Origin of the sequence: Streptomyces sp. CB09001 (assembly GCF_003369795.1) — a bacterium.
Taxonomy (GTDB): Bacteria; Actinomycetota; Actinomycetes; order Streptomycetales; family Streptomycetaceae; genus Streptomyces.
The window spans coordinates 5,721,056-5,744,663 of sequence record NZ_CP026730.1; the positions used below are offsets into that span (position 1 = coordinate 5,721,056).

Consider the following 23,608-nt stretch of genomic DNA (forward strand, 5'->3'; position numbering starts at 1 on the left):
TGCGCAGGACAGCGAGCCGAGAAGAAGGCTTTGACCTGGCCTTTCCCGAGACTTGCTCAGGCCGACATCTTTCCGATGACCCACCACGTGGAGTGCGCGGCGATCCTCGAGCCTGTCGTGAAGGGCACTTGACCTGCGGCTTCGCGCTTTTGCTGGGGTCATCGGGATGGTCTCGGGAGCCACCGTGCAGCCCGATGGTCACCAGCCCTGGTGGGTGAAGCCCGCCCAGCCGACCAGGTTGGCGGGGCGGATGTACCGGGCCCGGACAGCGAGGCGGGCCGGCATCTCGGGCGGGATTGTGCGCTGTGGGTCCAGCATCCACAGCTGGGCCCGGCGTAGGGCCTGCCCTGGCGGCAGTGCCTCGCATCGCAGGTAGTGGTGGGTCATGTACATCAGCAACGAGGTCTCCTCGTCCGGCACCGGCCACAGGGTGCCGAGCACGGTGTGCGTGCCTGCCGTCAGAAAGGCCGTGGCCAGGCTGTACGCCTCGTCGTAACCGCGGCTCGAGACGTTGCTCCAGCAGGCCGCGAGGCACACCAGACCGGGAGCGATTCGCCGGACCGTGCCCTCGATCAGCTCCTCCGCGGCCAGTCTGCTGCCCGCGGCCAGGTCCAGGTACGCGCTGTGCCGCTCGCCGGGATATACCCGTGCGTGGCAGGCCAGGTGCAGCACGCCACCGCGCAGGCCCGCCAGCCGTGCGGACACCTCTGTGGCATCAGCGGTGTCCGCGTCGAGATACGTACCGTTCGGGTAGAAGACACGGTGGATCGCCTCCGCTTCCTCGCCCGCGTACCTGAGATCCCCGGTGGGGTCGCCGATCACCAATGCCGGGCTGCCGGATGCCCCGGCCTCGGGGGGTGTTCGCCCGGCGACCTCGCACAGGGTCCGGGCAGAGGGCGCGTACGAGACCTGCAGGTCCTCCAGCGCGTAGCGCCGGCCCGGTCCTCCGGCTCGCCAGGCGGCGTGCCACGGTACGGCACCGAGCGCGCCGACGGGGACGAGAACGACGGAGGGAACACGGGACCGGCCGCGCCGGGCACCGTGGGAGTCGCCGCTTCCGCGGAACTCCGCCGCCAGCGGTGCCATGACGGACTTCCAGGCCCAGCCGCACAACAGGTCCAGGGCCTCGGCCCCGCGCGGTGGCACCCCGCCCTGGGGTGTGGTCACCGGGCCCGCGTCCCTGCGCGGACTCCCACCCCCGCGCCTGCGCGGGTCGCCGCCCGCCCCGCCGACGGCCTGGTACGCCGTGAGCTCCGGGGCGTCCAGGCGCAGGTCCGGCAGCGCGACCGAGCGCAGTGTCCCGTCGGCCCCGACGATCAGCGCGGCACCGGGAATCGTCCGGCTCCGCCGCGTCGGCAGCACCAGTTCCCCCGTCGGCACCAGGTAGACGAGCGCGTCGGCGCCGAGGGTCCGCAGCGCCCCAGCGATCTCGGCAAGGGCCGGAGTCCTGAGCAGCCTGTCGCGGTACGGCGATGCGGCCAGCACCTTCAGCACCCGGCGGCGCAGCCGCACATCGGGCCCGGTCGGCCGGGGCACGGACATGGGCTCGAACCCGCCGAACGGGCCGGGCTCCGGCTCGAGCGGCCCCGTCCCGGCCGTGCGCCACTCCTCGGCCAGCCCGTCCTGGCCGAGCTGCCTCAGCATGTCCGGCACGGTGGCGCTGACCTGCGCCGCGTGCAACATCAAGGCGCGGCCGCTGTCCAGCGCCCGGACCGCGTCCTCAAGCTCGCCGTCCAGGACGCACCAGCGGGCGACGTCGAGGCACATTTCCTCCATCGCCCTGCTGCCCGCCTCCATGGCGTGACCGGTACCGGATTGGAGAAGGACATTCCAGGCGAGGCCGGACAGCGCGGCGAGGCCGATCTCTCGTGACTCCTTCCCGAGCCGGGCGGCCGCCGCCGTCCGGAGCTGCGGCATCATCATCGACCGCGAGCGCAGCGCGTTCGCCAGGAGACAGCCGACGTGGGTCCACATCGGGTGGGCCGGCCCCTCGGCCAGGCGCCGGACCCGACGCAGTAGCGAGATGGCCTGGTCGGTGTGGGCGATGATCTCCCGGCCCGCGGGAGACAGGTGGCTGAGCGGCTTGGGCTCCCAGCGGACGAGACCGGACTGAAAGAGATGAGCGGTGGCCAGCTGGGCCGCGCACCGCATCCAGTGCTCGCCGCCCTCCTCGCACTGCTCCAGTGCCTCATGGAGCAGACCGATCGCCTCGGCCATCGCTGCCCGGTCCCCGTCGTCCGCCGCCCCGGCGATCATTTCGACCGCAGTCTGCACCAGTGCGTAGGGATCCGTCGGGTCCGGCCGTCTGCCGGCGTCGAGCCGCGGACGCGGTCCGGGCCAGGACTGGCCCGTCCGCTGGAAGGTCAGGTTCCGGAGCAGGGTCCGGTTGGTGGCGAGCCACGACTCGGCGCTGTCCCGCCCCGGGTGGTGGCGCGGCAACCGGGCCAGCGCGATCTCCTGCTCGCGGATGTACCGTTCGACTGCCTCCTCGTCCCTGCCGAGGTAGGCCCGGCCGGCGCGGAGGCAGGCGATGTAGCAGGTGAGGTATGCCTGGTCGTCCGGCCGGTCGGTCAGGCCCCGGCGGGCTGCGGTCAATTCCTCGATGGAGACGTCGAGTTCGCCCTCGCCACCCCGTAGCCGCGCGTGCTCCGCCCGCGCCACCGCGCGGCCGATGCGGAAGGCGGTGGCGGTGGCGGCAGTCGTCCCGTCCGTGGCGGGGAGCAGGCCGGAAGCCGCGTCGAGATCCTCGACCGCCTTCTCGAGCAGTTCCGGATCGGCGTTCGTGGCGGCGGTGTCGTGCACCACGACGAGCGCCAGGACCCCCGTGATGTGCGCCTGCCATTGCGGGTCCCGCACGGTCCGCGCCGCCGCCGCCAGCTCCTGCGCCTGCTCGAGGGTGCAACAGGGCCCGCTCTGCCGCATCAGCGGTACGAGCTGAAGCAGATAGCCGGCGAAGCCCGGGTGGCGCGGATCGGTGCCGGGCATGTTCCGCCAGTGGGCGTAATAGAGCTCGAAGGCCGCCGCGGCATCGGCCGTGGCCGCGTGCTCCGCGACCACCGTGCTGAGTTGCCCGATCGCCGTGCTCCACGGCCGGTCACCGATCACCGCCTTCACGGACCTCATCAGGGACTCGAGGTCGAAACGATCAGCCATCCGTGACCGCCGCCTTCCTCAGCACCGCGGTACCTCGGTACGCACCTGGACCGTCTGCGTGGCCCACTGCCCCGGCCCGCCCGCTTCCTCCGGATGAGCGTCCCTGCTGCTCCGCGCGGGTGCGTCGAACCGGAGCAGCCCGTCCGCGTGCCGGAGTGCGGTGCCCCGGCTGCCGAGGGGTGCGAGCGGGTCCCAGCGGTCGAGATGGAAGGGCACGGTGTTCAACTCGCCCTCGCAGACGATCAGCTTCAGCCAGTCCCGGACGAACGCGCCGGGCCTCGGCGTCGTGTGCGCCGGCAGGGACAGCTGCACGGGCCGGTTGTCGAGGGCGTATCCGGTGTGGCCCGGTCCGACGAAACGGCCGTCGTCGAAGAGCCCGGTGTGGGAGGCGTAGCTGTCGGTGAGGTCGAGCAGGACGCACCACAGCCGGCGCCCCGTGGTGGCCAGGTGGCGGATCCGTACCGAGACCAGGGGCGGCACGGGGCCGGCGGGCCCGGGGCCGTACCGGCAGGCGATCTCTCCGTCGCCGTCGGGCACCAACGGAGTGTCGCTGCCCCAGGGCGTGATCTCCAGGCGGATCCGGCCCGTCAGCGGGGAGTGAGGTGCCTCGAGGTCGCGGAGCTGGTGCCAGCGGGTCAGATGGACGAGACAGGCGGCGACCCGGTCCGCGTCCTCGGGCCCGTCCAGCGGCAACGGGGGGACGAACGCGGAGCCGTCGCGGCGCAGCACGTGCGCCTGCCCTCCGCGGGCTTCGATCCGGAACAGCAGGGCACCGGCGTCCTCCGGCCGTCCGACGCGGTGCAGCAGCGGGGAGGGCCCGCCACCGGGCCCGGCCTCGGCGATCGCCCGTGCCAGCGCCCGGGCCGCGGCGGGGTCGTCAGGTGCGGTCAGGGCGACCGAGGCGGGCGGCACGGCCAGTGCGGAGAGAGCCACCGGGTAGACCTCCGCCGGCTTCGGTGACCAGGACACCGGCTGGACGAGGGTGCGCTCCAAGCCCACAGTCGCGGCCCTGACCGTGCGGCCCACGTCCGCCGTCCGCTCAGGAGTCCGCCGGGGCGTGTCCGGCCGGGTCACCCGGAACTCGGTGCCCGGCCCCGGTGGCAGGCCGTGGCCGCTCCCGCAGTCGACCTGCCAGCCGTCCTCCCGGTCCTCCCACATCAGGTACGGGCTGGGAACGCGGGCCCCGGCGCCGCCGAGGAAGGGCTGGTCGGCGATCCCGCCCGGTTCCGCGGGCGCCAGCGTCGGCCGCTGGTACGCGCAGGAGACCTGCAGCCGGGACCGTGCGGCGGCGTGCACCTCGCGGTACGTCGCGCTCGGGCTCGCCGCCCTCAGCGCGCCCAACAGGGCGTAGCTGAACAGACCATGCGTCCGGCCCTTGAACCGTCCCTCGTAAGAGGGCTGGTCGAGCCGGGTGGCGGCGAGCAGCAAGTGCCGTGCAGGCTGTGCGGGAATGCGGGCGTCGCGTGCGGCCGCCGCGAACCAGGCGGCGTCGGGGGACGCGGAACGCGGAGTGAGGTGCCGACCGCGGGTGGCGCCGCCGGCGTAGCAGCAGTCCAGCACCGCGACCGTGTGGACGCCGCCCGCGGCCACCTCGTTGAGGAGCACGCCGAGGCGCTTGTCGACGAGCAGGCCGTCCGCGCATACGAGCGCCTGCCAGTGGCCGGTGGCCTCGATGTCGAGGTGCGCCCGTTCGGTGGCCGGCTGCTCGGTGCCGTGGCCGGAGAACCAGAACAGCGCCGTGTCCCCGGGTCTCGCCCGTCCGAGGCGGTGTCGGATACCCGCCGCGACGGCGCTCACGGTGGCGTCGCCGTTCAGCAGCTTCGTCAGCTCGAGCCGCCCACCGGTGCGTCGCACCAGCAGTTCCTCGGCGGCCTCCACGTCGTTGAGGCATCCGGTGAGCGGCGTGCAACGGTCGGCGGAGTAGGCGTTGATACCCGTGAGGAGGGCGTGGACAGTTCCCATCCGGCCGCCGTTCACCGCTCGGTGTGAACGCGGACTTGTTGCGGTCGCACGATGCGCTCGTCCATCCGGTAGCCGTGCCGCACCACTTCGGCGACCTGGCCGTTCTGCTTGGGGGAGAGCGCAGTGACCGTTCCGACGGCTTCCTGCAGGTCGGGGTTGAACGGGCCGCGGGTGACCGGGATGCGGGTCATGCTGTACTTCTCCAGGACACCCAGCAGTTCCGCGGCGACGGAGCCGGCGAAGGCGTCGCCTTGTGCGGCCTGTCGCTCGACCCGGTCGACGAGGAGGACGAGATCGTAGAGCAGGGGCTGCACGATACGGCCCTCAGCGGCCCTGCGCGCCTGGTCGAGTTCCGTCAGCAGACCGTCGAGGCTGCGGCGGGTTTCCCGGTCGTTGAGCAGCCGACGGCGGAACTGGTCACCGAGCGCGGCCAGTTCGTCACGCATGCCGTCGACCGCGTCCGCCACGACGGCGAACGGGTCGGGCCCCGGCGCGGTGGCCGGGGGAGCGGGCACAGGGCCGAGGCCGGGCCGCGGGTCCGGCGGCGGGTCCGGCGGCGGTGCCATCGGCTCGGCGAGGTGCGGGACGGACGGGGCCCCCGGCTGGGGCAGTGGTGGCGGAGTGGTCATGAAACTCTCCTGGTCGGCGGCCGTTGGTCTGGGGGCAGCTCGTTGTAGGTGTGCTGCCAACGCGGCTTGATGCCCATCGCGATCGGCAGTCCGAAGAACCCGGCGAGGGGCAGCACGACGAGCGGAGCCTGCAGCACGAGCATCAGCGCCGCGCAGACGCCCATGACCGAGCCCATGCTCTTGTACCAGCGCCAGGTCCTGCCGAGTGCCTCGCCCGCGTGCACCCGGTACGTGGTCAGCCGGTCGCGGAGTGCGCCGTCCGAGGCACCGACGGCCAGCCCTTGGTCCACGCAGTGCGTGACCATCGGGGCGCTGTCGGCAGAGGCGATGACGTACCTCTGCCGGCCCGGGTGCCAGACCATGGCACGCTCGGCGCGCCGCAACCAGATCCAGCCGATCTGGTTGCGGACGCCGTCGTGGCCGGGCCGCTCCGTCAGGGCTCGTTCGTAGTTGCTGAGCGCCTCGTCGTAGCGTTCGACCCGGTAGAGGCTGTCGGCGGCGGTGATCCGGAGACCGACATCGGCAGGCGCGAGCTCAACCGCCTTCAGGTGCCAGGGAACGGCTTTGACGTGATCGCCGAGCTGCTCCCACACCTGGGCCGTCAGAGAGTGGGTGAGCGCGTCGTAGGGGTGCAGTGCGAGGGCCCGCTGGAACTCCTGGAGCGAGTCGCTCAGCTGTCCTTGCTTGGCGTGCAGGGCACCGAGCAGACGCCAGGCGTCGCCGTTGCGCTCGTCGTGGTGCACGGCCTGCCGCAGCTCGTACAGAGCGGCTTCGTCGTCACCCTGGCTCATCAGCCTGCGGGCGTGCCCCACCCAATCCCGGACGGGCAGGGTGGGCTGTTGCTGTTGCTGTTGCTGTTGCTGTGGCTGGGGTTGGGACTTGGGTGCGGACGCCGGCACGCGGGAGCGTCGGCGCGCCTGGTCCAGTCTGCGGTCGTAGGCGTGGCGCCGGGCGCTGTCGAGGAGTTCCTTCCGTGCCTCCGAGACCAGCTCGACCTTGTCCTCGGCCTCCCGCCGCCTCTTGGCGTCGGGGGCCCGGCTTGCCCGGCTCGACCAGGTGCGGAAGGCCCGGTCGAGCTGCCGGGAGACCTGGTCCGCGCTCGCGGCACGGTCGATGCCGAACTCCGCGTAGTAGTCGGGGACGTCGTCAGTCGTCATCGCTGCCGGCTCCGGCTGCAGAGTCGGAACCCAGGGGGTGTCGTTCGGATCTTGCCGGAGTCGCGGGGTCTGGCACGCTCATCTGCGGCGTTGTCGTCGGTTGCCAGGGCTCCGCCCTGTCGCCCTCCTCCGCCTTGCAGCTGCACGCACCAGACCCCGCTCGGGTCGGTGACAAGGCGCCGTTGCCGGGGGCCGGCCTGATCCACACGACACCCCCTAGAGGGTCGAGACGCGGGCGACACGGTCACTGAACTCGCTCAGCTCGGTCTGACTCAGATTGCCGGGGCGTTCGAGCTCGAACTCGCCGAGCCACTTGCCCGTCGTGCCGTCCTTCACCTCGACGTGGATGATGCCGTCGACGTCGTAGGAGTAGACCACCTCGAACGGCGCGCCCCTCGGGTACTGCGGGATCTCGATGGAGCTCTCCCCGACCGTTTTCACGTACGCCAGGTCCTCGTCGTCTCCCTCGGTCACCTGGACCAGGAACCGTCGCTGCCGGTCGTAGAGGGTCAGGAAGATGTCGCTCCTCTTGGCCGGCACGGGCGAGTTGTGCGGGATGATCACCGTGTTGAACTGGTGGTCGTGGTTGTCCCGGTCGGTCGTGACCATGCCGAGGGACTGTGAGGTGACGTCCTTGATGGATTTCACCTTGCCCTTGGTCAGGCGGGCCAGACCGTCGCCGGGGGAGGACTCGACGCTCGCCCCGCTGCCGACGTACTTCCGCTTCTCCTCCACCTCCTCGGCACGGACCGAGGCGTCCAGCGCGACCAGTGCGGCGCCGAGCGCGACCACCTCGTCCTGGGCGATGCCGCGCTCCGGCTCTCTGCCGGAGAGCCGCTGTATCAGCTTCGGCACCATGGGCATCCGGGTGGAGCCGCCGACGAGCAGGATCCGGTCGATGTCGTCCCAGCCGAGCCGCGCCTCCTCCAGCACACCCTCCGTGATGATGCGGGTGCGGTCGAGCAGTTCCGCGGTGATCTCCTCGTACTTCTCGCGGGTCACCCGGATCTGCTCGTGGCGGCCGCCCACGGAGAACATCACGACGGCCTGCGGGGCATGGGAAAGGGTGCGCTTGGCGATCTCCGCCTTGTCGCGCAGCTCGGCCTGCAGGCCGTTGTCCTCGTTGAGGTCGGGGCCGCCCGAGGCCATGAACGCGCCGTTGAGGTGGTTCATCAGCGCGCCGTCCCAGTCGAAGCCGCCGAGGTTGCGGTCCCCGTCGGTGGCGATCACCGTGTAGTCGCCGTTCTCGACCCGCATGACAGTGACGTCGAAGGTGCCGCCGCCCAGGTCGTACACGAGCACTGTGCCGATCGCCGCACCGTCGTCCCGGTCCTCCCCGCCGTCGTCCGCGGAGGACTGATCGAGGCCGTAGGCGAGTGCGGCCGCGGTGGGCTCGTTGACGATGCGCAGCACTTCAAGTCCGGCGATCCGCCCGGCGTCCTGCGTCGCCTTGCGCCGGACGTCGTCGAAGTACGCGGGCACGGTGATCACCGCCTGCTCGACGGGCTCGTCCAGCATGAGTTCGGCGTCTTCCTTGAGACGCTTGAGCAGCAGAGCCGAGATCTCCTCCGGCCGGTACGGCGTGCCGGACTCCGAGTGGTAGATCGGGTTGCTCTCCCCCATGTAGCGCTTGGCGAACTGCACCACGTGGTCGGGAGCCGTGGCCGCGGACCGCTTCGCCTGGGATCCGACGACCACGGTGTCGCCCTGGAACATCACTACCGACGGTGTGATGTTCTCGCCCTCCCGGTTACGGACGATGGACGGAGTACCCGCCCGGTCCGCGACCGCCACGGCGCAGTACGTCGTTCCTAGGTCTATGCCCACCACACGCGCCACCGCTGAATCCCCCTCCTGCACGTGGCCCCGCCAACAACCTCATCATGCCCATTCCAAGGCTGCTTGACCGGCGTTCGGTGAGAGCCGGTCGAGGTTTCGGCCGGCCCGCGGCGCATCCCAAACCGTTCCGGTTTCCGTCCGCCGCCTGCGGGGCGGGCGTTGCGATCGTCGGGGACGCGGAGAACGGGTGTACGGGCGGGGCCGTGACGTCGCGGGCGGCGAGTGGTCAACGCCCCCCCCGAGCACCGGGGAAGAGCGTCACCGGGCAGGGATCGGCTGAGTGAGGTTGACCGCGTTGCCGTCAGGGTCCTGGATGTGGGCGACGCGCTGTCCCCACGGCATGTCATTGGGGCCGCTGCGGACCGTCCCGCCGAGCGCTTCCACCCGGGCGAGCGTCTCGTGGACGTCGTCGACAGCGATGCTGAGCAGGATCCGCGGCGCGTCCCCGGTTCCCGGGTTCGCCTTGGCCACCAATCCGAGGTCGGTGTCGCCGATGCGCAGGCCGAGGTAGAAGGCCGGTCCTTCCGCCGGCACCCGGAAGATCTCCTCAGCGCCCAGCAATTGTGTGTAGAAGCCGAACAGAACATCGTGACGGGCGGTCAGGATCACTGGCTGAATGGTGGACATGGCACTCCTGTCGGGAACGGTCGTGTCGCCGGACAGACCGTTCGAGAACGGGTAACTCATCGGCGTCTCAGCCCTGCCGAGTCCGAGCGTCGGACAATCGCCTCATATCGCTTGGACATGGCTGTACGGGGTGCACATGCCCACACAGCGGGGCAAGGTCCGGGCCGGGTATTCCGAGCGGGATGGGCGGTTTCGCCGACTGACGCGCGGCGGTTCACAGCGGGCGCACCGACGCGGCTCCACCGCGTGGGCTCCGTAGCGGAGGGAGGCGCTACGTCTTTCCGTGGGGAGAACGTCGCGCTACTTGATCTGCCCCGTGGAGCGGTGCTGTTGATCCGAAACGGTTTGGGGTTCTGGGTTGTTGGACGGGTGTGAGTGATCTGGTGGGGGACGCGCGCCATCTGTCGCCGTCAGCTCAGAGGCCCTGCGGCTGCGGGCGGTGGCCGCGGTGGCGGCGGGGCGGGACCGCGAGGACGTGGCTCCTGCGGCTGGTGGGTGACCTGATGGCGAAGCTGTACCGGCTCCGGCTGACGACAGGGAGCTGAGACGGTCGCGGTGGCGGTCTCTGCGGGGGCCGTGCCGGCGAAGATGACCCGCGACCAGGTCCGGCACAGCACAGCACGGCGCAGCACGGCACGGCACGGCACGCCCAGCCTGTTCGCCGCCCTGGACAATGTCTCCGGCGCGGACGTGTGGGCCGCCGAAACGGCCGCGGACGCTGAGCGGCCGACGCCGGCATCTGCGGAAGAAGCGGCGGGTTTCGGCGGCGAGTCCGGCCTGGGTACGGGCTCCGTGCTGCATGGGCAGGCTGTGCTTGAGGCCGGCGATGACCGGCTCGGCAGGGGGCAGGCGGGGCGAGCACCACGGAGGGAAGTGCAGCTCGACGTCGCCAGTGCGGCCACCGCCCGCGACTGCAGGGCCGCCTCCTGCGCCGCCGGCGACAGACGCCGCGCGTCCCCCACCAGATCGCTCACACCCCACCAACAACCCAGAACCCACACCGTGCAGGATGTCCGCGTCACGCGACGGCGGTGCCCTCCAGCTCGACCATCTGACCCGGGATCGCCAGCCGCGTCACCCCGAGCATGGTGGTGGTCGGCGCGACGCGGGCGGCTCCCAGGCGGCCCGCCAGCACACCGTAGTGCTGGAAGAGCTCGTCGACGTCGGTCGTGTAGACGTTCAGCCGGACGAGGTTCGAGAGGGTCATGCCGGCCTCGGCGAGCACCGCCTCGATGTTGTCGACGGCCAGCGCCAACTGCGCCGCCATGTCACCGTCGTGCTCGGGCCTGCCTTCCTTGCTCATCGCCGTCTGGCCCGAGATGTACAGGGTGCGTGAGTGCCCGGAGACGACCTCGCCCTGGTTGAAGCCCATCTCGACCGACCACGACACCGGGTTGACCGCGTTGCGTTCCATTGCCGCACCTGCTCCATTCGGTTCATGACACTGCGCATGCCCGTCACCTCGGTGACCGCCGGGCTCTGACGTGGTGCGACGAACCCTGCCAGGAAAACGTGACACCCATGGTCATGTATTTCGCCAGGGTCTTCCCATGCGCGCCGACCGGTTGGTTTCCCTGGTGCTGTTGCTGCGTCAGCGAGGCCGGACGACCGCGGCGGCACTCGCCCGTGAGCTGGAGGTGTCGACCCGGACGGTGCTGCGCGACATCGAGGCACTCTCCGCGGCGGGGGTCCCGGTCTACGCGGAGCGCGGGCGGCACGGCGGGTTCGCGCTGCTGCCGGATTTCCAGACGGCGCTCACCGGCCTGAACCACGACGAGGCGCTCGCCCTCGTGGTCGCGGGCTCACGGCGCGGCGCGCAGCTGTTCGGTCTGGGATCGGCACTCGCCTCAGCCGTGCTGAAAGTGGTCGACGCGTTGCCGGAGGGGCTGCGGGACACCGCCGTCGGAGCGGCGCAGCGGCTGCTCATCGACCCGGAGACCGATCTCCTCTCGCGTCGCGTGGCCTCCGACGAGGTCTCCGACTCCCTCGCCGCCGAGGTCCGGCGCGCGGTGTTCGCCGGGCACAAGCTGCGGATCTACTACGAGGCCGTGGGCCGGCCCCCGCGGTGGCGCACGGTGGACCCGATCGGTCTGGTCACCGTGAGGGACCAGGGCTACCTGCTGGCCAAGCGGGGCGCCGAGGACCGCACCTACCGGTTGAGCCGGGTCCTGGCGGCCGAGCAGCTCGACGAACCGGCGCAGCGTTCGGACGCGGTCGACCTGGACCGGGTCTGGCGCGAACGAAACGTGCGGTTCCGGACCGGCGGCGACAGCACCGCCGTGGTGGTCAGCGTGGACCCCGCGCACCGGGAGCACCTGGTCGCCACCGCCCTGGCGGTCCGCTCCGAGGAGACCGACGACGGCGGCCGGCTCCGGCTGCACGTCGTCTTCCAGGACGCGCGGCACGCGGAATGGGCGTTGTGGCAGCACGCCATGTACGCGGAGGTGGAGGCCCCGCAGTGGCTGCGCAGCTCGCTGCACCGCCGCGCGACGGTGATCGCGGCCCGCTATGGGGCACCGGACTGAAAGCTCGTCCACACCTCGGCGATCTGCTCGGCGCCGGCCGGCCGCCCCAATGGCGCGACGGCCTCGGCCGGCGCGACGGCCTCGGCGAACCGGTCGGCGGCCGACCCCGCGACGCCCAGCAGGCACCGGATCTCGGCGAATTCGGGCAGTTGCCCGAAGCCCGGGGCGTGAGCGACCCCGCGGGGTACCGGACCCGAGCACCCACTTGGCCCGAAGCGCGGCCAGTGACGACCTCATCGCCCGGTTCGAGAGAGGCGTACACCTGCCGGCGGCCGCCTCCGGGCCGTTCAGCAGGCGGGATGTCAGCTCCACCACGCCGGAGCGGAGTTCGCGGCGGGCAGACCGATCGCGAGGGTCGCCGCCCTCACGGCGGCGACCCGGGACCGTCAGTCCTGTCCGGTCAGGTGCGGGTCCAGCGCTGGTTGCTGCCGTTGGAGCAGGTGTAGAGCTGGATCTGGGTGCCGTTGGCCGTGCCGTTCCCGACGGCGTCGAGGCAGAGGCCGGACTGGACGCCGACGATGGACCCGTCGGAGTTGAGGCGCCACTTCTGGTTGTCGCCGCCCCAGCAGCTGTAGATCTGGACCTTGGCTCCGTTGCCGGTGCCGGCGGCGTCCAGGCACTTGTCGCCGTAGACCCTCAGCTCGCCCGCGTCAGTGGCGGCCCACTGCTGGTTGGTGCCGCTGTGGCAGTCCCACAGCTGGAGCTGGGTGCCGTCGGTGGTACTGGCGTCGGGCACGTCGAGGCAGCGGCCCGAACCGACGCCCTTGATCTGTCCGCCGTCCGCAGGAGGCTCCGAGGTGTCGCCGCCGTTGAGTGTGTCGAGGACGGCGGTGTAGGCGGACTTCTTGCTGCCGTCGTTGTTGAACAGCAACGGCGTCTGCTCCGAGCGCCAGGAGTCGCTGTCGCGCACACCCCAGACGGTGATGCCGAGGCAGCGCGAGACGGCCAGGCAGTCGTTGGTCACGTTGGCGTAGGTCGACGCCGGGGCGCCCTGGATGTCGAGTTCGGTGATGGCCACGTCGACGCCGAGGGCGGCGAAGTTCTGCAGCGTGGTGCGGAAGTTGCTGTCGTAGGGGCTGCCGCTGTTGAAGTGCGACTGGAAGCCGACGCAGTCGATCGGCACGCCACGCTGCTTGAAGTCCCGGACCATGGAGTACATGGCCTGCGTCTTGGCCCAGGTCCAGTTCTCGACGTTGTAGTCGTTGTAGCAGAGCTTGGCGGACGGGTCGGCGGCACGCGCGGTGCGGAAGGCGACCTCGATCCAGTCGTTGCCGGTGCGTTGCAGGTTGGAGTCCCGGCGGGCGCCCGAACTGCCGTCGGCGAACGCCTCGTTGACCACGTCCCATTGCACGATCTTGCCCTTGTAGTGGGCCATCACGCCGTTGATGTGGTCGATCATGGCCTGGCGCAGTGAACTGCCGCTGAGGCTCTGCATCCAGCCGGGCTGCTGGGAGTGCCAGGCCAGCGTGTGCCCGCGCACCTGCTTGCCGTTCTGCACCGCCCAGTTGTAGACGCGGTCGGCGGAGCTGAAGTTGAACTGGCCCCGCTGCGGTTCGGTGGCGTCGATCTTCATCTCGTTCTCGGCCGTCACCATGTTGAACTCACGGCCCGCGATCGACGTGTACGTCGAGTCGCCCAGCTTGCCCGAGGCGATGGCGGTGCCGAAGTAGCGGCCGCTCTGCGCCGCCGCGGCGCCGAGCGTGCTCTCGGCGGCGTGTGCGGTCGGCGGCGCGACCAGTGCGGTGGCCGTGCCGAGGACGCCGACGACCAGCGCCAGCAGCAGACCGCGGACCTTCTGACGGACAGTGGATCTGGGAAGGGCATACGAGCCCATGACTGTGCCTCCAAGGTTGACATCACGGGAAAGCCGCCGCCCGGCGCTGTTCGAAATATCGAGCCGTGGCCGGTTTCTCAGACAGGAATCATTGAGGTATTGACGATGCATCGTCAACGCCTTGGGTGAGAAAAGTTTCAGTTTCTTGTCCGAAACTTTCGAGATCCCCGGTGGGTTCGGGTGGCCGGGTAGCGACCTCTGGATCGATCGAATTCCGCCAGGTTTCCGTGGTGCGACGTCCGTAAATGTTTCGACATCGATGGCGACACGTGCGAAGGGTATTGACGCCGTTCACCGGCTCCCTATCATTCAGGACGCTCGACACTTCGACCCCTGTTCGATATCACGAACGCATCAGTCGCTCTCCCTGTATGTCATGACCCCCTCAATTTGGGTGGAGGAAGTCCTATGCACAGAAGAAGTCTGAGCCGCAGGCAGCCGTCCGCGGCGCTCGCCGCCGTGGTCGCGGCCCTGGCCGCGTTGGCGGCGCTGCTCGTCACCACCGCCCCGGCCCAGGCGGCCACCAGTGGCGCCTTGCGCGGTGTTGGTTCCAACCGGTGTCTCGATGTTCTGGGCGCCGACCAGACCGACGGCACGCACCTGCAGATCTACGACTGCTGGGGCGGGACCAACCAGCAGTGGACGCTGACGGACGGCGATCAGCTGACCGTGTACGGCGACAAGTGCCTGGACGTTCCGGGCCACGCCACCACGGCCGGTACCCAGGTGCAGATCTGGAGCTGCTCCGGTGGCGCGAACCAGCAGTGGCGGGTGAATTCCGACGGCACGGTCGTCGGCGTGGAGTCCGGGCTGTGCCTGGAGGCCGCGGGCGCCGGCACGGCCAACGGCACGGCGGTGCAGCTCTGGACGTGCAACGGCGGCAGCAACCAGAAGTGGACCGGTCTGACCGGCACGCCGCCGACGGACGGCACGTGTGCTCTTCCGTCGACGTACCGGTGGTCCTCGACCGGGGTCCTGGCGCAGCCGAGGAGCGGGTGGGTCGCGCTGAAGGACTTCACCACGGTGACGCACAACGGCAGGCACCTGGTCTACGGGTCGACCTCGTCGGGGTCGTCGTACGGCTCGATGGCGTTCAGCCCCTTCACCAACTGGTCGGACATGGCCTCGGCCGGCCAGAACGCGATGAGCCAGGCCGCGGTGGCGCCCACCCTGTTCTACTTCGCGCCCAAGAACATCTGGGTGCTGGCGTACCAGTGGGGCTCCTGGCCCTTCATCTACCGCACGTCCAGCGACCCCACCGACCCCAACGGCTGGTCCGCTCCGCAGCCGCTGTTCACCGGGAGCATCTCCGGCTCCGACACCGGCCCGATCGACCAGACCCTGATCGCCGACGGCCAGAACATGTACCTGTTCTTCGCCGGTGACAACGGCAAGATCTACCGGGCGAGCATGCCGATCGGGAACTTCCCGGGCAACTTCGGTTCCTCGTACACGACGATCATGAGCGACACGAAGGCCAACCTGTTCGAGGGCGTACAGGTCTACAAGGTCCAGGGCCAGAACCAGTACCTCATGATCGTCGAGGCGATGGGCGCGAACGGGCGCTACTTCCGCTCCTTCACGGCCTCCAGCCTGAACGGGTCGTGGACCCCGCAGGCCGCCAGTGAGGGCAACCCCTTCGCGGGCAAGGCCAACAGCGGGGCCACCTGGACCAACGACATCAGCCACGGCGACCTGGTCCGCGACAACCCCGACCAGACCATGACCATCGACCCCTGCAACCTGCAGTTCCTCTACCAGGGCAAGTCCCCGAACGCGGGCGGGGACTACAACTCGCTGCCGTGGCGGCCGGGTGTCCTCACCCTGCAGCGCTGACCTTCCCGTGCGGTGAGCGGCGTACGGCGAGTACCGCCAAGTCGTCCTGCTGCGCGCCCTCGGTGAAGGCGTGGACATCGTCGACGAGTGCACGGGCGAGCCGGCCCGCGGTGATGTCCACGCGGCCGGCGAGGCGTGTCTCCAGCGGGTAGAAGCTGCCTGCGGGGGAGCGGGCCTCGGTGAGACCGTCGGTGCACAGCAGCAGGGTGGCCCCGGCGGGAAAGGGGAACCAGGACACCGTGCGCGGCTCGTCGACGAGGTCTGCGAGGCCCAGCGGCGCATGCTCCGTCCCGTCGCCCACCGCGGTGACGGTCCCGTCGTGCATCAGGTAGGGCGGGATGTGGCCGCACGTGACGAGCTGGGTGTCGGGGCCGGTGTCCACCCCCAGGACGACGGCGGTGACGAACCGTTCCGGCTCGCCGCGCTGTCCGGCGTAGCCGTTGTGGCGGACCACCGCCGCCTCCAGCGAGTCCACGAGCGCGGTGACCGTGGGTTCGCGGTGGGCGGCCTCGCGGAAGGCGCCGACCACGTCGATGGCCATGCCGATGGCGGGGAGTCCCTTGCCCTGGACGTCGCCGATCAGTACCCGGGTGCCCCAGGGGGTGGCCGCCACGTCGTAGATGTCGCCGCCGACGAGTTTGTCCTGCTGCACCGGCTCGTACACGCCGTCCACGAGTACGTCGTCGGTGAGCAGCGGCAGCGGACGCAGGATCTGCCGCTGCATCGCGGCAGCGGTCGACCGCAGACGCACCAGCATTCCCTCGCGCGTGATGCGCAGCCAGCATCCGTAGACGGCCAGTGCGCCGAAGCCGACGGAGAACAGGGCCAGGGTCACCCGGTCGGCGAGCTGCTCCGTGGACAGGGCCACGGGCACGATGACGACGATGCTCACCCAGGCGGAGACGAGCGCCGTCTGGCGTGGCGTGCACAGCGCGGAGGCGAACGCCGGAAGGAACACCAGCAGCCCGATCAGGAGCACGGCCGTCTCGGTCACCGCACCGAGGATGACCGTCGCCACCGTCGCCGCGACCGTCACCAGGGCGACGACACGCGTGGGGGGCGTGCGGATCGAGGTGCCGTCGTCCAGGTCCGCTCCGCCCTCCACAGGGGCCGGCGCCGCACGCGACGGACGGAACATGCGCGCAACCTCCAGCGGCGGTGTGATCGGACGGTGTGATCGCGTGTGTGATCGCGGGGGCGGGAATGCCGCATGCGGCGACAGACGGGCGTCCTCGATCATCCAATCCGGTTGAAGTGCCGGAGGGAGGCTGGCCGTACCCGTGCCGAAGTGCGTCCGCCCGGGTGATTCCGGCGGGAACCTTCGGCCGGCTGCCGGACATGGACAGGGTATGGAACTGAACGACGACGGTCCCGCCGTACCGGTCGGCGGGGTGTCCGACCGGGAGCTGTGGGCGAGGGCCGTCGACGGCGATCGCGAGGCCTTCGGCCGGATCTTCGACCGGCACGGGAAGTCCGTCTACAACCACCTCTTCCGGCGGACGGCCGACTGGTCCGAGGCCGAGGACCTCACGTCCACGGTGTTCCCGCACGCCTGGCGACGGCGGTCGGAAACGGTGCTCGACCGCGACTCGGCGCTGCCGTGGCTGCTCGGCATCGCCAACGATCAGCTGTCGAACGCCAGGCGGCGGCTGCGCCGGGCCGAGGCCCTGCTGCACCGCCAGGGGTAGCACTGCCGTCCCGGCCCCGCGGGGAGACCAGGCGGAAGAACTCCAGTGTCCAGGCGTGCTGTTCCTCGGTGTCCGGAACCTTCGCGCGCCGGGCGCGTCGCACGGCTGCCCAGGCGGTCTCCGGTGCCGTGCCCTCCAGCATCATCAGGCAGACCGCGATCAGGGAGGACCGGCCGATGCCGCAGCGGCAGTGCGCGACGACATGGGCGCCCGTGCGCAACACCTCGGTCAGCTCCCGCAGCAGCGGCACCACCGCGGGCACGGACGGGACCGTGAAGTCGGGGATGGGCAGGGCGACGAACCGCAGTCCGGCGGCCTCGGCGAGGCCGGGCTCGTCGGCGAGTCCCAGCTCGGCGCGCTCCGCGTCGGGGAGGGCGCAGACGACCACGTCGACGCCGGCGTCGCGCAGGGCCGCCAGTCGCCGGCCAGGTGCCCGCCGCCCCGAGGCCGCGCCATGGTGCTCAGGCGGCCCGGCCGGTGCGGACGGCCGACGGTGTGGAGGACCGGGCCGGACGGCTCGGGCGTCACGCGGACGCTCCCGGCGCGAGCCAGCGGTAGCGACCGTCGCACTCGTCGGTGAGCCAGCCGTTCAGACTGCTCAGGCCGCGCTCGTTGACCTGCCCGTCGTGGATGCCGAAGGCCCGTTCCGGGGCGGCGGCGCGGACGAAGTCGATGGCCTCGTCCGTCTTCATCCACGACCCCTGCAGGGGGACCAGCAGGGTTTCCACCGGCCGGCCGGGCAGCTGCAGGGAGTCCCCGGGGTGGTAGAGGCGGTCGTCCACGAGGTAGCCCAGGTTCGCGCAGTCCGGGCGATCGCCGTAGATGCGCGCGTGCCGCCCGCCAAGGGGCGACACCCGGAACCCGGCCGCGGTGAATTCCTCGCCGGCGACGACACCGTTGAAGTCCAGTCCCGGGAGCCGGGCCGACTCGGGGGCGTAGACGGGCACCCCCAGTCCCTTCAGCCGCAACAGGTCGACATGGTCGTTGTGTTCATGCGTGACCAGGACCGCGTCCGCGCCGGCGAGCGCCTCGGGCTCGCTCCACACACCGGGATCGACGACCAGCGTGCCGCCCTCGTGCTCCAGGCGGACGCAGGAATGGACGTATTTGATCATTCGCACCCAGGTGAGCATAGCCCGGGGAACAGGCGGGGCGGCTTCGGCCAGTGGCCGGAAATGTCCTCCGCGGCGGCCCGGAGGAGCACTGGCCGAGCAGTGCGTTTCCGTGGGTGCCCGGCGTTCCGCGGGAGCGACATCGCGTCAACTTGACTGCGGAACCCCAGAGTTCACCTTGTGGCAAGTGTGGCTTGCGATTAGCTTCATCTCATGGACACATCAAACGAGAAAACCGAGGAACTGGCCGACCTGGCCGAGCTGGAATTCTCTCCGATCACCCCGGAGGAAGCCGCTGACCTGGATGACCGGGTGTACCTGCTCGGTGTCCGTCCGGAGTTCGTGAACCGTTAGGGTCCGGGGATTCGGTACGTGGTCACGCATCATCCGCCGGACGGCCTCCCCGCTGCCTCAGTGCGGTGGCTGCCGGTCGATGCCGCCGACGACGCCCTCCGCGAGGCGATCGCGGAACTCGATCCCGACCGTCGCCTCGGCAGTGCGGAGCACCCCGTCTTCCTGACCGTCTGGCTGCCCTGCCCGAAGGGCGGCTGCCTGTCGTTCGTCGGGATGAGCCCTGCCGGCCGGCGATGGCTGGCAGGGCTCGCCGGAGACGACTTCGCCGCACGGCGCAGGGCCGACCTCGAAGCGGCGCTGGCCGCCGCGCGCCCCGGCACCACGCTGCCGGACGACCCGGTCGAGCAAGTCATCGCCCTGGTACGGGCATTGACGGGCGACCAGTCAGGCCCGTCCCGGTTCGCGCTCGCCCGGCAGCCGCTGTGGTGCGGCCCCGACGGAGGCAGCGGACTCGCCCACTCCTGCGATCCCGCCACCGGCCGGCCCGGCCTGACCGGTTCCTACCTCGCCGGTGCACCTGCCGCCCGGCTGCTGACCGAGGGCGGGACGGACCTCGCCGAACTCGTCGGCACCCGGCCCTGGGGCCCGCACCTGAGGGCGGCGGTCGAGGCCGCCGAGGCCGAACTCGACTGGCCGGTGCGAGTGGAGTTCGTCGTCGAGGGCGACAGCCTCACCGTCGTCAGGACCACCCGTGCCGTGCTGCACGGCGCCTCCCTCCTGCGTGTCGTCGCCGACCGCCGGGAAAGCGGCCGGCTGACCCCCGCCCAGGCGGTGCGGCTGGTCGAGCCCCTGGACGTCGAACGGGCGGGTGCCGCCGGCGTCCGGACCCTCGGACTGCCCGTGGTCGCGCGCGGCCGGGGAGTGTCCCCCGGCCTCGCCTGCGGCCACGTCGTCTTCAGCGCGGCCGAGGCCGTCGCCGCGCAGGCCGAGGGAGAACGGCCGGTCCTGGTCCTCACCGAGTCCAGACCGCAGGACCTTCCCGGCCTGCTGGCCGCCACGGCCGTCGTCACCGAGCGGGGCGGACAGACGTCCCACGCCGCGGTCGTGGCGCGCGGGCTCGGACTGCCGGCCGTCGCCGCCCTCGCCGACGGCGTCCTCGACGCCGACGCCCGGGTGCTGCGCACCGCCCGTGGGGACACCGTCCGGGCGGGTGACCTGATCACCGTGGACGGACACACCGGACTGGTCCACCTCGGGGGCCGCCAGGGGCTCGCCACCGAGCGGCGCACCCCTGCGGTGCTCCCCGGCTGGCTGGACGACGCGCTGTCCGCGCTGTCCGCACCGCCGTCCCTCGCCGTGCGGGTGAACGCCGACACCGGAGCCGACGCCGCCGCCGGGCGGGCGCTGGGCGCGAGCGGGGTCGGACTGTGCCGGCTGGAGCACATGTTCCTCGGCGAACACCACCAGGTGCTCCAGCGGGTGCTGACCGCGCGGCCCGGCCCCGACCTGACGGAGGGCCTCGCCACGGTCCACGCCTTCCTGCGGGCGGAGATCACGGAGGTCCTGGTGGCGATGGACGGGCTGCCCGTCACCGTCCGCCTGCTCGACCCGCCCCGCCACGAGTTCCTCCCCGACCTCACCGAGGCCGCCCTCACCGCGGCCGCCACCGGTGCGCCCGCCGACCGGGACCGGCTCGACCTCACCCGTCGGCTGCACGAACACAACCCCATGCTCGGCGTCCGCGGCGTACGGACCGGCATCCTGCTGCCGGCGCTGACCGCCGTACAGATCAAGGCGCTGGCGGAGGCCACGCACGCGCTGCGCCGCTCGGGCCACGACCCCCGGCCCGAACTCCTCGTCCCCATGGTGAGCACACCGGGGGAGCTGGACTTCGTCCGCGGCGTCCTCGGCGACGTCTGCGCCCGCCTGGGCACCACGCCGGCCGGAACGGGCATCTCGCTGGGGGCCATGATCGAGACGCCCCGGGCCGCGCTGCTGGCCCGGTCCCTCGCCCGCCGGGCGGACTTCCTGTCCCTGGGCACCAACGACCTCACCGCGCTCGTGTGGGGTCTGTCCCGCGACGACGCCGAACACCACCTGCTGCCCGCGTACCAGGACCTGGGCCTGCTCGACACGTCGCCCTTCGCCCGGCTCGACGTCGAGGCCGTCGGACTCCTCGCCCGCCGGGTCGCCGACGACGCCCGCGCGGTACGCCCCGGCATCACGCTCGGCGTCTGCGGTGAACAGGCGGCCGACGAGTCGGCCGTGCGGTTCTTCGCCGAGGCGGGCTACGACCACGTCTCGTGCGCGCCGCCGCGGATCCCCCTGGCCCGGCTCGCCGCGGCCCGTGCCGCCCTCCCCCCTGAGGCGGCGGACAACCGGCCGACGGAGGCGGGGCGTTGAGCGAACCGGCGATCGTCGTGGACCGGCTCGGCCGCACCTTCACCGACCGCGGACGCGACATAGTGGCCCTGCGCGACGTCAGCTTCCAGGTCGGGGCGGGCGAGATCGTGGGCCTGCTGGGCAGCAACGGGGCGGGCAAGACCACCCTCACCAAGATCCTCGCCACCCTGCTGCTGCCCACCACCGGCACCGCCCGGATCTTCGGCCACGACGTCACCCGCGACCTGCGCGCGGTACGCCGCACGACCGGCGTCGTCCTGGGCGGCGACCGCGGCTTCTACGCCAAGCTGGGCGCCCGGGACAACCTGCGGTTCTTCGCCGTGCTCGCCGGCGTGGGCCGACGCGGTCTGGACGCCAGGCTGGACGCCGCCCTGGAGGAGGTCGGCCTGGCCGGCGCGGCCGACCGCGCGGTCGAGACGTACTCCAAAGGCATGCGCCAGCGCCTGCACATCGCCATCGGCATGATCGCCGAACCGCGCGTGCTGCTGCTCGACGAACCGACCGTGGGCCTGGACCCGGTCGAGGCCGAACGCCTGCGCGGCACCGTCGCCGCACTGCGCGACACCGGTGTCTCCGTCCTGCTCACGAGCCATCACCTGCTCGACATCGAACGGCTCGCGGGCCGGGTGATCATCCTCGCCGACGGCACCCTGGCCGCGGACCTGCCGGTCGACGAGTTCGCCCGACAGGCCGGCTACACCGCCACGGTGATCGTGCGCGGCACCGGCGCCCCGCCCGACGCCGCGGCCCTGGCCTCCTCCGACATCGCCGTCGGCGGCGTCGACACCGCCGACGGGGCCTGGACCCTCCGACTCCACGTGCGGGACTGGAACGTCGGCTCGTTCGGCCTGCTGGAGAAGGCCCTGGCGCACGTCAGCGTCCTGGACGTGCGCATCGAGCCGGTGCGGCTGGAGGACGTCTACTCGCACGTCGCCGCGCGCCTGGCCGCCGGCAGCCGGGTCGGCGGAGCACGATGAGCGGTGCCCTGTGGATGTTCGTGACCGCGTTCGGCATGGAACAGCGGGCCATGCGGCGCAACCCCCTGCTGCTCGTCAACTCCTGCATGCTCCCCGCCGTGTTCCTCGTCATCGCGGTGGAGACCGGCCGCCCCGGGCCCGGCGAGGCGACCGAACTCGTCGTGGCGGTGATGCTGACCGCGTTGTGGGGCTCCACGGTCTGGATGAGCGGTGGAGTCCTGCGCCGCGAACGCAGCTTCGGCACGCTCGCCCGCTGCGTCTCGGGAGTCTGGTCGCCCTACCTGGTCCTGCTGGGCAAGAGCCTGGGCGCGACCGTCACCAGCGTCGCCGCGATCCTCGTCAGCACCGGCGTCACCGCCGCGGCCCTGGGCCTGCCGCTGGGCATGGCGCACCCGGCGTGGATCGCCGTGTCCCTCCTGGTCCTGGTGTGCTCCGGCACGGCCCTCGGCGTGCTGGTGTCCTGTCTCTTCCTGGTGACCCGCAACGGGCTGGTGTGGTCCCACGCGCTGATGTACCCGGTCTTCGCCGTGGGCGGGCTGCTCATCCCCACCCACGCCCTGCCCGCGTGGCTGCGCTGGGCGCCCGAACTGCTCAGCCTGCACTGGATCAAGGACAGCCTGGTCGACGGCGCCACCGGCGGCATCACGGTCCTCCCGCTGGGCATCGCCGTGCTGCTGACGCTCGGCTACGCCGCCGTCGCGGGCCTCGCCTACCACCGGTCCGTCCAGAGGTCCCGGAAGGAGGGGACGCTTGACCTCGCCTGACACCGCCACGCCCCGCGCCCTGCCGCTCTGGCGGGCGGCCGAGGCGGCCCGCATGGGCTGGCTCGAGTACCGCGCGGTCCAGACGCCGGCCGGGCTGCTCGGTGCCACCCTGCCGCGCGGGGTCCTGCAGATCCTGTTCTTCACCACGCTCGCCGGTGTCCTCGCGGGCCCCGGACACCGCGAGTACGCCTTCGCCGGGTCACTCGTCCTGGCGCTGAGCGGCACCAACGTCAACGGCGTGGTCGCCGTGCCCGTCCTGGACAAGCAGTACGCCACCTTCGCGCGGGTGCGCACCGGCGCCCTGTCGCCCACCGTCACCCAGATCGCCCGGGCGCTGCCCTACCCCGTCATGGGCTGGCTCCTCCTCGTCGTCCAGGGCGCGATCGCGGCGCCGCTGCTCGGCATGACGGACTTCGCGCTGCGCCTGCTGCCCTGGGCCTGGGTGTACGCCCTGATGGCGCTGACCCTCAGCGTGCTGGGCCTCGCCGGAGCCACCATGACGGTCGGCAGACGGGCCGACGTGGTCGCCCCGAACATCCTCGTCTACCTGGTCATGCTGTGCAGCGGCGCGATCGTCCCGCCCGGGAGGGTGGGATGGGTGGACGCCGTCGGCCAGGTCCTGCCCGCCCGGCACGGCCTGGACGCCGTACGCGCGGCGACGGCCGGGCGGCCCTGGCTGGGGGACCTGGGCCTGGAGGCCGCCGCCGGCACCGGGTTCACCGTCCTGGCGGCCGTGTCGATCCTCGTCCAGGCCCGGCGTGCGAGCCGGCACGGCCACGACGACTTCGAGTGACCACTGTGCCCACAC

The 23,608-nt window shown here is 71.6% G+C and carries 17 protein-coding genes and 2 pseudogenes; 8 read left to right on the forward strand and 11 right to left on the reverse strand.

Annotation, left to right across the window (positions count from 1 at the left end; translation table 11 throughout):
- Positions 1-198: 198 nt before the first annotated feature.
- The 7 genes from C4J65_RS26670 to C4J65_RS26705 all read right to left on the reverse strand — a co-directional run bounded on the left by C4J65_RS26670 (position 199) and on the right by C4J65_RS26705 (position 10,781).
- Positions 199-3,153, reverse strand: coding sequence for a CHAT domain-containing protein (locus C4J65_RS26670; RefSeq protein WP_115744666.1), 2,955 nt, complete (start codon positions 3,151-3,153; stop codon positions 199-201).
- A gap of 18 nt (positions 3,154-3,171) precedes the next feature.
- A complete protein-coding gene (locus C4J65_RS26675; RefSeq protein ID WP_115746643.1) occupies positions 3,172-5,115 on the reverse strand; it encodes a caspase family protein in 1,944 nt (647 codons plus the stop codon).
- 11 nt (positions 5,116-5,126) lie between these two features.
- Positions 5,127-5,744 carry a nucleotide exchange factor GrpE gene (gene grpE / locus C4J65_RS26680; protein WP_115744667.1) on the reverse strand — a complete coding sequence of 206 codons (618 nt, stop codon included), beginning with the start codon at positions 5,742-5,744 and terminating at the stop codon, positions 5,127-5,129.
- Positions 5,741-6,901, reverse strand: coding sequence for a tetratricopeptide repeat protein (locus tag C4J65_RS26685; RefSeq protein ID WP_115744668.1), 1,161 nt, complete (start codon positions 6,899-6,901; stop codon positions 5,741-5,743). The genes grpE and C4J65_RS26685 overlap by 4 nt, the downstream gene beginning before the upstream one ends.
- A 216-nt stretch (positions 6,902-7,117) precedes the next feature.
- Entirely contained in the window at positions 7,118-8,740 is a 1,623-nt protein-coding gene (locus tag C4J65_RS26695) for an Hsp70 family protein (protein WP_240330516.1), read from the reverse strand.
- Between the two features lie 258 nt (positions 8,741-8,998).
- Entirely contained in the window at positions 8,999-9,367 is a 369-nt protein-coding gene (locus C4J65_RS26700) for a VOC family protein (protein WP_115746645.1), read from the reverse strand.
- A 1,018-nt stretch (positions 9,368-10,385) separates the two neighbouring features.
- Positions 10,386-10,781 carry a RidA family protein gene (locus tag C4J65_RS26705; protein ID WP_115744669.1) on the reverse strand — a complete coding sequence of 132 codons (396 nt, stop codon included), beginning with the start codon at positions 10,779-10,781 and terminating at the stop codon, positions 10,386-10,388.
- Between the two features lie 136 nt (positions 10,782-10,917).
- On the opposite strand from C4J65_RS26705, the gene C4J65_RS26710 reads away from it, so the two are divergent.
- The gene (locus C4J65_RS26710; RefSeq protein ID WP_115744670.1) at positions 10,918-11,892 is read left to right on the forward strand and encodes a WYL domain-containing protein; all 975 of its coding nucleotides are present in this window, start codon (positions 10,918-10,920) and stop codon (positions 11,890-11,892) included.
- Between the two features lie 400 nt (positions 11,893-12,292).
- Here C4J65_RS26710 and C4J65_RS26715 read toward each other — a convergent pair whose 3' ends face one another.
- Positions 12,293-13,726, reverse strand: a complete 1,434-nt coding sequence (locus C4J65_RS26715) for an endo-1,4-beta-xylanase (RefSeq protein ID WP_115744671.1) — start codon at positions 13,724-13,726, stop codon at positions 12,293-12,295.
- A gap of 408 nt (positions 13,727-14,134) precedes the next feature.
- Between C4J65_RS26715 and C4J65_RS26720 the strand changes: the two genes are divergently transcribed.
- Complete coding sequence (locus C4J65_RS26720) at positions 14,135-15,562, forward strand: non-reducing end alpha-L-arabinofuranosidase family hydrolase (RefSeq protein WP_115744672.1); 1,428 nt, start codon at positions 14,135-14,137, stop codon at positions 15,560-15,562.
- Here C4J65_RS26720 and C4J65_RS26725 read toward each other — a convergent pair.
- Positions 15,546-16,700 carry a PP2C family protein-serine/threonine phosphatase gene (locus tag C4J65_RS26725; RefSeq protein WP_115744673.1) on the reverse strand — a complete coding sequence of 385 codons (1,155 nt, stop codon included), beginning with the start codon at positions 16,698-16,700 and terminating at the stop codon, positions 15,546-15,548. The genes C4J65_RS26720 and C4J65_RS26725 overlap by 17 nt on opposite strands.
- Positions 16,701-16,911: 211 nt before the next feature.
- Here C4J65_RS26725 and C4J65_RS26730 point away from each other — a divergent pair.
- Positions 16,912-17,235 (forward strand): annotated as a pseudogene (locus tag C4J65_RS26730) (sigma factor); the annotation flags it as partial.
- 211 nt (positions 17,236-17,446) lie between these two features.
- On the opposite strand, the pseudogene C4J65_RS37240 reads toward C4J65_RS26730, so the two are convergent.
- Positions 17,447-17,638 (reverse strand): annotated as a pseudogene (locus tag C4J65_RS37240) (tyrosine protein phosphatase); the annotation flags it as partial.
- Between the two features lie 136 nt (positions 17,639-17,774).
- Positions 17,775-18,383: an MBL fold metallo-hydrolase gene (locus C4J65_RS26740; protein ID WP_115744674.1), complete on the reverse strand. Its 609-nt coding sequence runs from the start codon at positions 18,381-18,383 to the stop codon at positions 17,775-17,777.
- 192 nt (positions 18,384-18,575) lie between these two features.
- Between C4J65_RS26740 and C4J65_RS36185 the strand changes: the two genes are divergently transcribed.
- Genes C4J65_RS36185 through C4J65_RS26760 form a run of 5 tightly spaced genes read left to right on the forward strand, consistent with a single transcriptional unit; the run spans position 18,576 to position 23,593 of the window.
- Entirely contained in the window at positions 18,576-18,716 is a 141-nt protein-coding gene (locus C4J65_RS36185) for a hypothetical protein (protein WP_162833366.1), read from the forward strand.
- Between the two features lie 18 nt (positions 18,717-18,734).
- On the forward strand, positions 18,735-21,059 hold the full coding sequence (locus C4J65_RS26745; protein WP_162833367.1) for a putative PEP-binding protein: 2,325 nt from the start codon (positions 18,735-18,737) through the stop codon (positions 21,057-21,059).
- A complete protein-coding gene (locus C4J65_RS26750) occupies positions 21,056-22,036 on the forward strand; it encodes an ABC transporter ATP-binding protein (RefSeq protein WP_240330518.1) in 981 nt (326 codons plus the stop codon). Before C4J65_RS26745 ends, C4J65_RS26750 begins: the two co-directional genes overlap by 4 nt.
- Positions 22,033-22,800 (forward strand): ABC transporter permease, encoded by a 768-nt coding sequence (locus tag C4J65_RS26755; RefSeq protein WP_115744676.1) that lies wholly within the window; start codon positions 22,033-22,035, stop codon positions 22,798-22,800. The genes C4J65_RS26750 and C4J65_RS26755 overlap by 4 nt, the downstream gene beginning before the upstream one ends.
- Positions 22,787-23,593: an ABC transporter permease gene (locus C4J65_RS26760; RefSeq protein ID WP_115744677.1), complete on the forward strand. Its 807-nt coding sequence runs from the start codon at positions 22,787-22,789 to the stop codon at positions 23,591-23,593. The genes C4J65_RS26755 and C4J65_RS26760 overlap by 14 nt, the downstream gene beginning before the upstream one ends.
- The last annotated feature ends 15 nt before the right edge of the window (positions 23,594-23,608 follow it).

Excerpts from the sequence above, each read along its gene's own strand:
- C4J65_RS26755 (WP_115744676.1), top strand. The coding sequence starts at position 22,033 with ATGAGCGGTGCCCTGTGGATGTTCGTGACCGCGTTCGGCATGGAACAG.
- C4J65_RS26725 (WP_115744673.1), bottom strand. The coding sequence starts at position 16,700 with ATGTTCCGTCCGTCGCGTGCGGCGCCGGCCCCTGTGGAGGGCGGAGCG.
- C4J65_RS26685 (WP_115744668.1), bottom strand. The coding sequence starts at position 6,901 with ATGACGACTGACGACGTCCCCGACTACTACGCGGAGTTCGGCATCGAC.
- C4J65_RS26720 (WP_115744672.1), top strand. The coding sequence starts at position 14,135 with ATGCACAGAAGAAGTCTGAGCCGCAGGCAGCCGTCCGCGGCGCTCGCC.
- grpE (WP_115744667.1), bottom strand. The coding sequence starts at position 5,744 with ATGACCACTCCGCCACCACTGCCCCAGCCGGGGGCCCCGTCCGTCCCG.
- C4J65_RS26705 (WP_115744669.1), bottom strand. The coding sequence starts at position 10,781 with ATGGAACGCAACGCGGTCAACCCGGTGTCGTGGTCGGTCGAGATGGGC.
- C4J65_RS26715 (WP_115744671.1), bottom strand. The coding sequence starts at position 13,726 with ATGGGCTCGTATGCCCTTCCCAGATCCACTGTCCGTCAGAAGGTCCGC.
- C4J65_RS26675 (WP_115746643.1), bottom strand. The coding sequence starts at position 5,115 with ATGGGAACTGTCCACGCCCTCCTCACGGGTATCAACGCCTACTCCGCC.
- C4J65_RS26670 (WP_115744666.1), bottom strand. The coding sequence starts at position 3,153 with ATGGCTGATCGTTTCGACCTCGAGTCCCTGATGAGGTCCGTGAAGGCG.
- C4J65_RS26700 (WP_115746645.1), bottom strand. The coding sequence starts at position 9,367 with ATGTCCACCATTCAGCCAGTGATCCTGACCGCCCGTCACGATGTTCTG.
- C4J65_RS26740 (WP_115744674.1), bottom strand. The coding sequence starts at position 18,383 with ATGCTCACCTGGGTGCGAATGATCAAATACGTCCATTCCTGCGTCCGC.
- C4J65_RS26710 (WP_115744670.1), top strand. The coding sequence starts at position 10,918 with ATGCGCGCCGACCGGTTGGTTTCCCTGGTGCTGTTGCTGCGTCAGCGA.
- C4J65_RS36185 (WP_162833366.1), top strand. The coding sequence starts at position 18,576 with ATGGACACATCAAACGAGAAAACCGAGGAACTGGCCGACCTGGCCGAG.